Source organism: Microbulbifer maximicatervae (SeqCode) (assembly GCF_052467305.1).
In genome coordinates this window covers 2,427,845-2,441,737 of the sequence record NZ_CP174306.1, presented here as the reverse complement: position 1 = coordinate 2,441,737, position 13,893 = coordinate 2,427,845, and the positions used below count along the sequence as shown (strand labels likewise).

10 protein-coding genes are annotated in these 13,893 nt (G+C 46.8%); 4 read left to right on the top strand and 6 right to left on the bottom strand.

Translation table 11 applies throughout. From position 1 onward, the window contains the following. Positions 1 to 421 precede the first annotated feature (421 nt). The gene (locus ACJJI4_RS10750; protein ID WP_444928065.1) at positions 422 to 670 is read right to left on the bottom strand and encodes a hypothetical protein; all 249 of its coding nucleotides are present in this window, start codon (positions 668 to 670) and stop codon (positions 422 to 424) included. 366 nt (positions 671 to 1,036) lie between these two features. Between ACJJI4_RS10750 and ACJJI4_RS10745 the strand changes: the two genes are divergently transcribed. Next, a protein-coding gene (locus tag ACJJI4_RS10745) for an IS3 family transposase (RefSeq protein WP_444897071.1) occupies positions 1,037 to 2,199 on the top strand; the annotation gives its coding sequence in 2 pieces (ribosomal slippage) (positions 1,037 to 1,295 and positions 1,295 to 2,199; 1,164 coding nt in all). Positions 2,200 to 2,749: 550 nt separating this feature from the next. Here ACJJI4_RS10745 and ACJJI4_RS10740 read toward each other — a convergent pair. From ACJJI4_RS10740 to ACJJI4_RS10720, 5 genes are all read right to left on the bottom strand, one after another. Continuing rightward, a complete protein-coding gene (locus tag ACJJI4_RS10740) occupies positions 2,750 to 3,220 on the bottom strand; it encodes a PaaI family thioesterase (protein WP_444928064.1) in 471 nt (156 codons plus the stop codon). A 24-nt stretch (positions 3,221 to 3,244) separates the two neighbouring features. Then, positions 3,245 to 4,174, bottom strand: a complete 930-nt coding sequence (locus tag ACJJI4_RS10735; protein ID WP_444928063.1) for a DMT family transporter — start codon at positions 4,172 to 4,174, stop codon at positions 3,245 to 3,247. Positions 4,175 to 4,256: 82 nt separating this feature from the next. Then, a complete protein-coding gene (locus tag ACJJI4_RS10730; RefSeq protein WP_444928062.1) occupies positions 4,257 to 6,359 on the bottom strand; it encodes a 3-hydroxyacyl-CoA dehydrogenase NAD-binding domain-containing protein in 2,103 nt (700 codons plus the stop codon). A 62-nt stretch (positions 6,360 to 6,421) separates the two neighbouring features. Beyond that, the gene (locus ACJJI4_RS10725; RefSeq protein WP_444928061.1) at positions 6,422 to 7,624 is read right to left on the bottom strand and encodes a 3-oxoadipyl-CoA thiolase; all 1,203 of its coding nucleotides are present in this window, start codon (positions 7,622 to 7,624) and stop codon (positions 6,422 to 6,424) included. 55 nt (positions 7,625 to 7,679) lie between these two features. Continuing rightward, positions 7,680 to 9,557 carry an acyl-CoA synthetase gene (locus ACJJI4_RS10720; protein ID WP_444928060.1) on the bottom strand — a complete coding sequence of 626 codons (1,878 nt, stop codon included), beginning with the start codon at positions 9,555 to 9,557 and terminating at the stop codon, positions 7,680 to 7,682. 468 nt (positions 9,558 to 10,025) lie between these two features. Here ACJJI4_RS10720 and ACJJI4_RS10715 point away from each other — a divergent pair, with 468 nt between their 5' ends. The 3 genes from ACJJI4_RS10715 to ACJJI4_RS10705 all read left to right on the top strand — a co-directional run bounded on the left by ACJJI4_RS10715 (position 10,026) and on the right by ACJJI4_RS10705 (position 13,875). Next, on the top strand, positions 10,026 to 11,225 hold the full coding sequence (locus tag ACJJI4_RS10715) for an acyl-CoA dehydrogenase family protein (protein ID WP_444928059.1): 1,200 nt from the start codon (positions 10,026 to 10,028) through the stop codon (positions 11,223 to 11,225). Positions 11,226 to 11,252: 27 nt separating this feature from the next. Continuing rightward, on the top strand, positions 11,253 to 12,380 hold the full coding sequence (locus tag ACJJI4_RS10710) for an acyl-CoA dehydrogenase family protein (RefSeq protein WP_444928058.1): 1,128 nt from the start codon (positions 11,253 to 11,255) through the stop codon (positions 12,378 to 12,380). Between the two features lie 64 nt (positions 12,381 to 12,444). Further along, the gene (locus ACJJI4_RS10705; protein WP_444928057.1) at positions 12,445 to 13,875 is read left to right on the top strand and encodes a coniferyl aldehyde dehydrogenase; all 1,431 of its coding nucleotides are present in this window, start codon (positions 12,445 to 12,447) and stop codon (positions 13,873 to 13,875) included. Positions 13,876 to 13,893: the final 18 nt, after the last annotated feature.

Sequence of the window (13,893 nt, the reverse complement as noted above, 5' to 3'; positions counted from 1 at the left end):
GTTTATAGAAAAAATTTAAAACTAATAGACTTGTGGTTTTCAGTTTAGTTATAAAACTAGTTTTTATAACTGAGTTCTATTCGAATACTCGAATTTAAGTGCAACTTCTACACTTTGTTAAGTATTAACGATTTACATAAAGATAATTTAGAAACCTTAAATACGTATAGTGGAAAAATACAAGCATTGCATTATATCTTTATTAATACATGGATGCCATTTAAAGGAGAGTTGCTAATTCTGGATGATTTTATGTGAGATAGTACCTTAAATTCAAAGATGGGCGATACTTAGATGCTTCTTTACAATTAACGTTTGTGCGCAGGTTCTGGGATCTAAATGTCGACCGCTCCTATTGAAAGGGTAACCCCCTAGCCATATTAAGACGTTCGCCTCCTACAAATGGTAGTAGGTCTTTGGGCTATTCACCTGAGTTTATAGTATGAATACGCTGTTGGATGGAAGTGTGACTGGAATCTTCTGGGAGTTTTGCCATTTTGGCTCGGGTAGGATTGAGATCGACATAGACCATACAGGCGGTGAGGGCTCTCCCATCCAGCAAAGCCTGGGACTTAAAGCGCCCCCAAAAAGCGGCCTGAGGAGTTGTCTTCCGCACTGGCTGGCGAGCGATAAATTTATTTAAGCAGCGCACAAACCAGCTGATAACCATCAATCTTTGTCTCCAGAGATGGATAAGCTCGTTGAGCTTTTCCATCTCACTATGATCAAAGGGGTGGCCTTGAGTATAGCGTTGAGCCAGTATTGATGTGTTAAAATGCTCCTGCCAGCGATGAATGACTTCAGTATCGGACCAAGTTTAGGCTGTATTTGAGTCAATATAGAGCACAACATGGTAATGCCTGCTCATTAATGCATAGGCAGAGATATCAAGGGCAAAAATACCGGCCAGTTGTATATTCTGGATTCAACCCGGTGGCGTCGATACTCATAGTTTTTCCCAGACTGAGTATCTTTGATCCTACCCACCAAAGACGGACACTCTCTTAAGCGATAAACTACGCAGCAGAGGTGCCCTATGACACGATCAAGTAAATCAACCAAAACCACTCGTAAAAAATACTCAGAGGAATATAGAAAAGATGCCCTAGCACTGGCGGTCAAGGTAGGGGTAAGCGTTGCCGCTAAACAGCTTGGGTTACATCCTTCCCAGATTTACGGATGGCGAAGCAAGGCTAAGTTACATCAGAGCCGAGGGGATGCCGAGAGAGAGCTGGCCACAGAGAATGCTCGCCTTAAGCGGCAGCTGGCTGAGCAGGCAGAGGAGCTGGCGATCTTAAAAAAGGCCGCAGCGTACTTTGCAAAGAGCCTGAAATGAGGTACGCCTTCATGCTAAAGCACAGGCATAAGTTCAGCATCAAAGCGATGGCTAAGGTATTGAGCGTATCTCGCAGTGGGTTTTACGATTGGGTGTCAAGATCGGCCGATCAATCCAAGCGCCAGCAGTACCAAATGGAGCTTGATGGTTTGGTACAGCAGCGCTTTATAGCCAGTAAAGAACGTAGTGGCGCCCCTCGCCTGACGAGGGAATTGGCCAGTGAGGGGAGTAAATATAATCAAAAAACAGTTGCTGCCAGCATGCGTCGACAGGGCCTACGGGCTAAAGCCGCCAAGAGATATAAAGCCACAACCTACTCAAAACATGGTCTGCCAGTGGCCCCAAATCTGCTCGAGCAGAACTTCAATACTGAAGCGCCGAATCAGAAATGGGTCGGGGATATTACCTACCTACGAACAGAAGAGGGTTGGTTATATCTGGCTGTAGTGATAGACCTATATAGTCGGCTGGTTATTGGTTGGGCGATGTCAGAAACGATGACAGCTACATTGGTCTGTGACGCCCTTCAAATGGCTTTATGGCGACGTAAGAAACCTACAAATGTTATCGTGCATACTGACAGGGGAAGCCAATATTGCTCTAAAGATTATCAATCTTTAATTACAGCTTATGATCTGCGGTGCAGCATGAGCGCCAAAGGTAACTGCTATGATAACGCCTGCGCAGAAACGTTCTTCCACTCACTTAAGGTAGAAGTAATCCATGGTAACCGCTTTCCTACAAGGTGCCTCATGCGGGAAACCGTATTTGAGTATATAGAAATAGACTACAATCGAAATCGCTTACACAGCGCCAATGGCTATCTCAGCCCTGAGGCGTTTGAGGAACAACTAGTCGCTTAGTGGTGTGTCCGTTGTTGGTGGGTAGGATCACTTTCCCGCAAAGGAATGCCCTGCGTAAGCAGCGAGAGACGCAGTGATTGTAGAGTGTTGTATCAGGAGATATCTCTGAGCATTGAGGTAGGATCATAGAATTAAGGAGTGTCTGTTTTTATATCCAGTATTTTGTGATGGCCTCTATATTATGTCAATGGATTTGACGATTAAATATACTTCATTGATGGGTTTCCGGAAATATATTGTCATGCTTCACCTACCTGGATAGTTTTACCAGACTAGCGAAATGTTCGAAAGAAATATATCGCACATGCTATTCGTTAGGAGAAGAGCTAAAAAAAATCTAGATGAGTGGCTCATACATTAGATTAATGATTATACTCCTCTTGGAGAATATTTATTGTCGTCGTGTTCCGGTAGTGGCCTTTGACTAGAATAAAAGTGCCGGCAATGAAAAACTCTTAAATCGAATTAAACCTGATAGAGCATTTCCTGAAGAACCGGCAGCCGTCATGTCAAGTTGAATTAATATACCTTAGGTGTGTATTGACATGAGCTATTTTAATTGTATAGTTTCTTCACTAGCAATATTTTTCAACTCCTCTTCGATCAGTTCACCATCCAATGTTTCACTGCCACCACGATAGCGCATAGTCATTTGGCCGGTGGCAATTAAAGTTCCTTCACTGTCGTATATCTCTGTATATGAATAGAATATCTTTCGTCCAGTACTCGTTAGCTTACCTATCGCAGTGAGTTGATTAGTTTTTGCCTGACCGGTGAAATTTGCTGTTAAAGAAAGTGTAAAAGCTCTACGACGGCGGTTGGGGTGGGGGCAGTAGAGGCCGCAGTAAGAGCCAGCGATATCGATTAATGTTGTAATAAAACCACCGTGGGGCACACCATGGGTATTCAGGTGTTCCGGTTGTACTTCCACGTTGATTACAACATGGCCTTCCTGCCAATTATCTATGGTTACACCTAGATGGTCATTGAACGGGGGTTGTTTCTTATTCTGCCAATTCATCCAATTTCACCTTAGAAAGTAAGTTTATGATGGGCCGCTACAATTTGTTTTCTGAGTTGATATGTAGACTGTGAGCAATCCTGCACTGATAACAATCAGCGTCCCCACTAGTGCAATAGTGTTAGGTAAGTGCTGCCAAATGAGCCAACCTAGAAGTCCGGAAATAACCACACCAAAGTAACTGATTGGCGACACCACGCTGGGTTTTGCATAGCTATATGCTTTGGTGTACAGCCAGATAGCCAAGAGTACTGAGACGCCGTTAAAAATAAGATAGGGGAGTGTCCATAAAGGTATTGGTTCCCAATAATAGATACCCAGGGGCAGGCTGCACGCGAACGAGATTAATACGTAGTAAAACAATATAAGGCTGGGCCGGTCGGTACGGGACAAAATTCGTGTTCCGACCATAGAGGCAGCCAGGGTAAGCCCAGAAATCAGGCCAAAGGCATGGCCGTTACTAATACCGTCTACGTTGGGTTGAAGAATCAAGGTGATCCCCAGTAAGCCCAGTAAGATTGGTAGCCAGTGGGTTATGGAGATCTGTGCTCGAGCCCAAAGCCAGGCAATAAGGGGAACAAAAATGGGAGCTGCATTACGCAATAACCCTGCTTCCATTAGTGAAATTTTGCTTAGGGCAGAAAAATAAGTGAAAAAGCATAACCACCCAGCAAAACCGCGTATTAGGTGGGTTCTCCAGTGTTGGGTGGTAAGGTGTCGAGGTGTTTGTCGCACTAGCCATGGGGTTAGCAGTATCAGGCAGATACTGTATTGGCTGAGCGTAATTAATGGCACGGGTACAGCGGTAGACACCCATTTGCTGGCTGCAGCCGCTGTACTTGCTACCAGCGCGGTAGCCATTGCAAAACCGATGCCCTTCCAGTTTTGGATATCCGTACGGAGTGGCTGACTTGGTGGAGATTGTACTTCGACTAAGGCATCAGGCCTACTCATGGTGACACAACTTCTTTATTTGGCTGCAGCGGGTAAAGTGGGAAGCCAGTAGTCATACTGGCTTCCCCTATAGTTTACAAACTTAGATTTTGCCATCAGCCCATTGCGCAAATGTTTTTCCCTCTTGGGCTAGCCGTTCCAGTAAAGGGGCTGGAGTCCAGTAGGTATCTCCTTGCTGCTGGCGGAAAGTACATATTTTTTCGTAGATTTCCTTCAAGCCAATACTGTCGGCATAGTGCATAGGTCCTCCACGATGGGGCGGAAAGCCATAACCGTAAATATATACAACATCTATATCGCTCGGACGTTGGGCTATGCCTTCCTCCAGGATTTTGGCTCCTTCATTAATCAGCGCGAAAGTTAGGCGGTTTAGAATCTCCTCGTCGGAGATTTCCCGCCGTACAACCCCTTGGCGTTTAGCTTGGGCCTCAATGACTTCCAGCACTTCCGGGTCGCTGCTGCGAGCGCGAGTTTCGGGATCGTAGCGATAGTAGCCGGCTCCACTTTTCTGGCCCAGGCGGCCCATTTCAACCAGGGCATCTGCAATACAGTAGGTTTTTGGCTCTCCTCTTTCTGATTCGCTCAGGCCCTGGCGCGCCTTGTAACCGATATCCAGTCCCGCTAGATCTCCAACGGCGATAGGGCCCATAGCCATCCCCCAAGACTGCATAACCGAATCAATCTGCTCCGGGGTTGAGCCCTCGATTAAACACAGCTGCGATTCTCTGCCATAGGGGCGCAACATACGATTGCCAATAAAGCCGTAACAGTTTCCCGCTAGTACGGGAACTTTCTTGATCGTTTTAGCGAGTTGCATGGCAGTGGCAATTACATCGTCAGCACTTTGCGAGCCGCGAACCACCTCGAGTAGTTTCATTACATTGGCAGGGCTGAAAAAATGCATCCCTATAACGTCTTGAGGCCTGTTGGTTGCAGCTGCGATTTGATCAATATCCTGGTAAGAAGTGTTGGTTGCAAGGATGGTACCGGGTTTGCAGGAGCGATCCAATTTGGCAAAGATTTCCTGTTTGAGCTCCATATTTTCAAATACGGCCTCAATGACCAGGTCTACGTCAGCTAGGTCTGCGTAGTCAGTTGTGCCGGAAATCAACGAGAGACAATGAGTTTTTTGACCTTCTGTGAGTTTCCCTTTCTGCATGCTGATGGTGTAATTCTTGTCGATCACTGCTAACCCTCGATTTATCGCAGCTTGATCGATTTCTACCAGTTTGACTGGAATACCGACATTGGCAAAATTCATGGCGATGCCTCCGCCCATAGTGCCTCCACCGATAATGCCCACGCTCTTTATCTCCCTGGTGGGTAGGTCTTTTGGTAAGCCCGTGACTTTGGTTGCAGTGCGCTCGGCAAAAAATAAATGCCTGAGGGCGGCCGATTGGCTGGAGAGCAGGCATTCGATAAACAGGTCGAGCTCTTTAGCGAGACCTTTATCAAAAGGCTGGTGAACTGCGGCCTCTATACAGGTAACAATATGTTGCGGTGCAAGCTGACCTCGTGATCTCTTTTCAAGGCGCTTGCGGAAATCATCAAATAACCCCTCAGGAATGCTGTCAGGATCTATTGCGATGTCTCTGACTCGGCGGAGAGGAGCTTCATTTGTTATCAATTCACGGGTAAAGGCGAGGGCTCCCTCTAACAAGTCATTATCGATAACCCGGTCTATTAACTTCATACTTTTGGCTTTAGAGGCCGGTATTGGACTGCCTTTTGTGATTAATTCCAGTGCAGCGGCAACACCAGCCAAGCGTGGGGTGCGCTGGGTGCCACCGGCTCCTGGCAGTAATCCCAGTTTGACTTCTGGAAGCCCCACTTTGGTCGATGCTATTGCACAGCGGTAATGGCAGGCTAGCGCGACTTCGAATCCACCGCCGAGTGCCGTGCCGTGAATGGCGGCGATCACTGGTTTACAGGAGTTTTCTATTTCCTCAATCACTTCTGATAGGGCGGGCGCCTGTGGTGGCTTGCCAAATTCCGTAATGTCCGCACCAGCGATAAAAGTTCGGCCTTCACACACTAGCATCAGGGCTTTAGATGCATCGCCTTGAGCGTTCTTAATCGCCCCCCAAATGCCTTCACGCAAGCCGTGAGAGAGGGCGTTCACAGGAGGGTTGTTCAATCGAATTACACCGATATCGCCAATGAGTTCATAACTTACACTAGACATTGCTATCTCCAGATCTTAAGTGACAACTGTTCGGTCTCGGTTTTATTTACATCTAGTCAGGTTTATATGCGTTCTATGATTACGGCGATCCCCTGGCCAATCCCGATACACATGGTGGCTAGTGCATAGCGCCCACCCGTACGTTCCAGCTGGCGCAATGCTGTCAGCAAAATACGGGCACCACTGGCCCCCAGGGGGTGACCAACGGCGATGGCACCACCGTTGGGATTTACCCGTGGGTCCGCATAATCAATTTCGAGCATTTTGAGGCAGCCCATAGCCTGTACTGCAAAAGCTTCGTTGAACTCCATTACATCCATATCCCCAAGTTCCAAGCCTGCCCGGGCAAGGGCTTTACGGGTAGCCGGTACCGGGCCCAACCCCATTACCCGCGGCTCTACTCCTGCAATGGCGCTGGCGAGAATACGTGCCCTAGGCTTTAGATCTGCTGCTTGGCCAGCTTCGGCGCTACCAATAATGAGTGCCGCCGCGCCATCGTTGATGCCGGAAGCGTTGCCGGCAGTAACCACTCCATCTTCGAAAAGCGCGGGTAGGGCTTGAAGTCGCTCCAATGTTGCATTGGGGCGGGGATGTTCATCCGTATCGATAAGAAGGGCTGGCTTCTTGCGACCTTGGGGTACTTCGATGGGAATAATTTCATCGACAAAAAAGCCATCGGTACGTGCCGACTCGTATTTAGTTTGTGATGCCAATGCAAATGTATCGCACTCTTCCCGGCAAATATTCAGGTCTGATGCAATATTGTCTGCGGTCTGAGGCATGCTGTGGCTTCCATACTCAGCAACAATGTCTGGGTTGGTGAAGCGGGGGCCTAGGGTCGTATCTGCCATTACCTGATTGCGATCAAAAGCACTGTTGGCTTTGGAGAGAACCAGGGGGGCGCGACTCATTGATTCGACACCTCCCGCGATAAATAGCTCTCCTTCTGCGGCGCGAATGCAGCGAGCGGCATCTGCTATAGCGGACAAGCCGGAACCACAAAGGCGATTTACCGTTATGCCGCCTGTGGATATGGGCAATCCTGCTAGCAGGCCTGAAAATCGGGCAATGTTGCGACTGTCTTCTCCCGCCTGATTAGTATTGCCCGCAATAACGTCCTCAAAATGTTGAGGGTTAAAATTATTTCTTTCAGTCAGGGTCCTGATGACATGGGCAAGCAGGTTGTCGGGCCGGATACTGGAAAGGCTGCCCCCGTGGCGGCCAAAAACACTGCGGCCGCCGTCATAAATATAGGCATGTGACATAGTGAAATTTCCGATATTGGAGTTCTAAGTGCATTGAGTCATGCGGTAATTTCTTTTATTCAAACTCCAAAGCCACGGGTAAATTTTCCAGGGCTTCCTCTACAGCGGCTTTGCTGGAGGCTTGTTCAAGTTGAACTTTTGCTACCTGGCCAAGGGATACATCGAAGTGGGCGGAAAACTTAGCGGTAATACTTTTTTCCTCTAATGCCTGGCCTACGACATATTCGGTAGAGCGATTGCGCAGAGCTGGTTTGAATACTTTGGCTACAGCAGTGAGTGGAATCTCATCAATAATTTCCACGCGTTTAGGAATGGCTGCACGCTCAGAAATTTGGCTGCGGCAATAGTCAATGAGTTGTTCTTCTGTGGGCGGGTTTGTGGATGGAAACAGGGTAACGTAAGCTACTGGAACTTCTCCGGCATAAGCATCTGGTTGACCCACTGCAACGGCAATAGCAACGGCAGGGTGACGGGATAATGGTTCTTCGATCAGAGCCGGATCTATATTGTGGCCGCCGCGAATAATTAAATCCTTGGCCCGCCCGGTTAAGAACAGGTTACCATCTCCATCGAGATATCCCATATCGCCGGTATTAAACCAGGACTTATCGACCCAGGCTTTAGCATTATCCTCTTCTGATAAGTAGCCAGAAAAAATATGTGGCCCGCGCGCGAGTACTATGCCCACCTCTCCTGTATTGCAGGTTCTAACCAGTCGGGTACCGTCTACTTCGGCAATTTTCATTTCCATATAAGGCAATCGCCGGCCGACGCTGCCTTCAGGGGCTTGCATATCGGTAGGAGGGCGAGCTAAAAGGCAGCTGGACTCTGTCATGCCATAGCCATTACTGACAAGGACGTTGAACTTCTCCTCAAAGGCATTCTTCAACCCCGTTGGCAGGGTGGAGGCTCCACAGCCAATGTCTGTCAGACAGCTGATGTCATTGTCACCCACTGGAATTTGCATCAATACACCGAGGATGGTGGGGACGGCGGCAAAGCCCTTCACCTGAAAACGCGCAACATGATGCCACCAATTTGGTAGGACATTGGGTGAGCGAAAACCAGAGGGTGTCATGATAACAATTGTGCGTCCGGCCAATAGGGTGCCAATACCCGCAACAACCGTACCGAAAATATGAAACAGTGGAAGTCCGCTCAGGGTAGCGAAGCGCCCTTTACTGGATGACGTATCAGCACTTAATTGAGCGACGAAGGCAATATTGCTGTGAGTTAAGCGGGCTATTTTAGGTCTTCCAGTAGTGCCCCCGGTGTGGAAATAACTAGCGGTTTCACTCCCCTGGATATAACGTTCACTCTTTAGATGATCGTCCGGCTGTTGGGATATAGCCGAGACAAAATTATCTGCGTGAATACCCGCTGGAACTGGTGTATTGCTAATTGGCTTTTTACTGATTAGTAACAGAGTTTTTAATGTGGGAACTTGCTCGAGAATTTGCGTTACTTTATCCCATATTTCCTCGCTAAGATCTTGGCCAAGAGTGACCAGGACTTTAGCCCTGGTGGTATTCATAATTTCGATTATATGTTCGGGTTCCAGCAACGGATTAATAGGACTGGTAATACCTGCTGCCTGGCCTCCCCAAAGTGCAAAATGGGTTTCTGGCAAATTGGGTAGTAATAAAGTCACTGTATCGGTTGGCTCAACACCGATGGAGTGAAGAAGATTGGCAGTCTGGTGCACTCGCTGGGATAACTCGGAGAAACTTACTTTAACTGTGTCTTCGTCAGGTGCGGCCGTTGGCAGGAATTCGATGGCCGAGTCATGTTGGTAGAGGCGGGCAGATTGCCGGATTAAATCAAAAGTGCTTTCCCAGGGGTATCGCTGCGAAAGGGGGACTTTTTCATACTCCTGAATTTCAGCAAGTGACTGCAACATTGTATCGGAGGATTGAATGGGCGTGATCGACATGGGGGCTTCTCTCACTTTGGTTATTATGGTGACGACCATAGCAAAAGTGAATACAGCATTCCACTCTGCGGAATAAGGTGTTAGTGTTTTACCTATTAAGAAGTGCCTAATGCATTTTTTAATGGAAAATGGCGCAAAAAAACTTATCAAAAATAAAAAGGCGCCATGTTGTTGAGGTTTTTCCAGTTTTATTTTTCGAACGGTTGATTTGTGTGCCTATCTGGAGTTGATTGGCGCTAGAAATGCTCGGTTTTTTATTTCGATAAAGGCATTTTGCGCCAATAATTTAAATCGTTGGGATCGATTCAAAGGCAATTAAGTAATTTGTCGAGGTGAAGCTGTTAAACACTAGTTCCGCCTGTACCGGGGATCTTTCAAAAGATTGCGTATTTTTGCTGCGCAAGATTGTGATGGAAGCAGTTTGTAGGAGCTGCTGTTCAATGCGCCGACTAATAAAGGAGCAGGCGAATGAATATAGATTTTTCTCCCGAAGAGTTAGCTTTTCAGCAGGAGGTCCAGCAGTTTCTCCAAGAGAAACTTCCTGAAGATATTAGAGAGAAAACCCTGAAGGAAATCCCCCTGGAGAAAGAGGATTTTATTCGCTGGCAAAAAATACTCTATGAGCAAGGGTGGGCAGCTACGAATTGGCCGGTTGAATATGGAGGTACCGGTTGGACACCTACTCAGAAACACATTTGGGCAGACGAATGTGCTAACTATGGTGTACCAGAGTTGATTCCTTTCGGCTTAAAAATGGTTGCTCCAGTGATCTTTACCTACGGTAGTGAAGAACAAAAGCAACGATTTCTGCCAGACATCCTGGCAAGTAATGTCTGGTGGTGTCAGGGGTATTCGGAACCAAATGCTGGTTCAGATTTAGCTTCCTTAAAAACAACAGCCGTCCGTGATGGTGATGAGTATATTGTCAACGGCACCAAGACCTGGAATACCTTGGGTCACTTTGCAGACTGGATATTTTGTTTGGTTCGTACTGGTGGACCTCAAGTAAAGAACCAGGCTGCTATCAGCTTTTTGCTAATCGATATGAATCACCCCGGTATTACGGTTTCGCCAATTATGACCTTGGGTGGTCACCATGAAGTAAATGAAGTCCATTTCAATAATGTGAGGGTGCCGGTAGAAAACCGTATTGGCGAGGAGGGGCAAGGGTGGACTTACGCCAAGGTTTTGCTAACCCATGAACGCACCGGTATTGCGCGGGTGGCAAAATCCAAGAAACGCTTACAAACGTTAAAGGATTTAGCCAAAGAGACCTGCGATGGAGAAAATAGTCTGCTTGAGAACCCGGCTTTTGCCCAAAAACTGGCCGAAGTTGAAATTGATCTCTTGGCCCTGGAGTTTACTGAACTACGTACGCTTGCGGCGGTAAGTACAGGTGGTGCCCCAGGAGCGGAATCTTCCATCCTTAAAATCAAAGGAACCGAAGTCGCTCAACTTATCGATGAACTGTATATGGAGACGGCGGGTTACTACGGAATGCCGTTTGTGAGAGAGCAGTTTAGGAGCGGGTTTGACGGAGAATGGGTGGGCCCCGGTGTTATTGCCAGCAGTGTGCCTCGTTACTTAAATAACCGTAAATCCTCAATTTATGGCGGAAGTAATGAGATCCAGAAAAATATTATCAGTAAATGGGTACTTGGCCTGTAAGTGCAGCATCTAAAGAGGACTTGAGCGATGGATTTTTCCTACAGCGAAGAGCAGCGGATGCTGCAAAGCAGTGTGAGCAAGTTTATCCAGCAGGATTATGACTTTGACCGTCGTTGTAAAATAGTGAGTAACGATATTGGCTTCAGTAAGGAAAATTGGAAGCTATTTGCGGAACTCGGCTGGTTAATGGTGCCGTTTGGAAAGGATGATGGAGGCCTAGGAGGCTCCGCCGTAGACTTGATGGTGGTTATGGAGGAGTTCGGCCGAGGTTTAGTGGTTGAGCCTTTCCTGGCCAGTGTTGTTCTCAGTGGTGGTCTTATCGCTGACTGCGCTAGTGAGGTGCAAAAGCGAGAACTCCTGGGAATGTTAATGGAAGGCCAATTGCAATTGGCATTCGCTGTTACTGAGTCACAGAGTCGCTATAACCTTACTGATATAGCCATGACTGCGGTAAAGGATGGAGACAATTACCTTCTGAATGGACATAAAGCTGTCGTTCTAAATGGTGACGTAGCAGATAAATTCTTAGTTGCTGTGCGGACGAGCGGAGCACAGCGAGATCGTGAGGGGATCACCTTACTACTTGTCGATCCTAATACAGAAGGGCTTCAGCGGCATGGATATGCCACTGTGGATGCACACCGTGCCGCTGAAATTAAATTCAATAACGTGAAAGTACCCATAGCTAATCTGATAGGGGAAGAGGGGGCGGCTTTAGGAGCTATAGAAAAGGCTGTTGATAGAGCGACGTTGGCATTGTGTGCAGAAGCTGTTGGAGCTATGGAAAGGATCTATAAGAAAACAGTTGAGTACACTAAGACGCGGGAGCAGTTTGGTGTTCCTATTGGCAAGTTCCAGGCTCTACAGCACCGCATGGTGGATATGTTTACTGAGTATGAGCAAGCGCGCTCAATATTGTTGATGGCTGCGCTACAGCTTGATAGCAATAACGGAGTTGCGCCTAAGGCGATATCCGCTGCAAAAAGCCGTATTGGTAAAGCTGCGCGGTTTATCGGTCAAGAGGCGATACAGTTACATGGCGGTATAGGGGTTACTGAGGAGTTGGATGTAAGTCACTACTTTAAGCGTCTAACAACAACTCAGTACCTATTTGGCAGTACTGATTATCACACTTTACGATTTGCCAAGCTGTAAATCTTAAAGCGCTGACTATACGGCCAAACTCACTCTCTACTTGCCACTTTGCGAGGGCACACACATGGAAAAAGTTGTCGAGCACACCAGATCTGTGAGCATAGGTAAAGTAGAGAGTGTTTTTAAACTTCAAAAGGATGCATTTAATAGGAACCCCTACCCGAGTCTTCAGGAGCGTCTGGAAAGTTTAAAAAAATTAGAGCAATTAATCCTGGAAAACCAGAAATCCATAGCAAAGGCAATAAGCGAGGATTTTGGTAATCGTGCCATCCAGGAAACTAAAATTGCAGAGATCTATGGGTGCATCGAGGAGATTCGTTACACTCGTAAGCGCTTAAAAAGGTGGATGAAAATTCAGAAGCGTCATGTGCCTTTGCTACTTCGAGGAGTAAAAAATCGCGTATTACCTCAACCAAAAGGGGTGGTTGCTATTGTTACCCCCTGGAATTACCCACTACTTCTATCTGTTGGGCCCTTGGTGAGTGCGATATCCGCAGGAAATCGCTGTATGATCAAGATGGCTGCTAACTCGCGTGCCCTTTCTACATTATTACATCAGTTATTTAATAGATTCTTTTCAGAGGATCTGGTAGCTATTCTTCCTGGAGTGAGCGCTACGGAGTTTACAGCCCAGGCATATGATCACATGATTTTTACTGGATCTGGCAAAGTAGGAAAAGTGGTAATGCGGAGAGCTGCGGATCACCTAACTCCTGTGACACTAGAACTGGGAGGTAAGTCTCCAGCCATAATATGTGGAGACTTTGATGAAAATATTGCTGCGGAACGTATTTTGAGCTCAAAATTCTTCAATGCTGGCCAAACTTGTGTAGCTCCAGATTATTTATTGATTCCTGAAGAAAAACTTTCAGGATTCTTGGAATTGGCTAAGAGACTTGTACCCAAATGGTATCCATCTTTAAATTCAGAAGATTATACTTCGATTGTTGATGAAAAGGCGTTTAATAGGCTGAATACTTGTCTAACGGATGCTCTGGAGAAAGGGGCTACAGTTCTGCCGTTATTAGATGTTGAAAACAATAAGGGTTTGCAAAAAATTGCTCCCACCTTAGTGTTAAACCCGACAGAAGACATGAGTCTGCTACGCGAGGAGATATTTGGCCCTATTTTACCTATTCTTACGTATAGGAATCTGTCTGATACGATAGATTACATAAATAGTAAAGATAGGCCTTTAGCATTATATATTTTCAGTTCTAGCGGAGATGTTCAGGAAAAGATTATCAAAAGCACAATGTCTGGAGGTGTTTGTATCAATGACTGCGCGATGCATGTCTCCCAGGCAGACTTGCCCTTTGGTGGTATTGGGGCGAGTGGCATGGGGCAATATCACGCTTATGAGGGTTTTTTGGAATTCTCAAAATTACGACCGATCTTTACACAAGCCAAAAAGTCAGCGGCGGTGCCTTTACGACCACCTTACGGCCAAAGATTTGACAAAATTTTCAACTTTCTACTGCGTTTCAAGCTGTAGCTGTACTGGTTGAGAAGA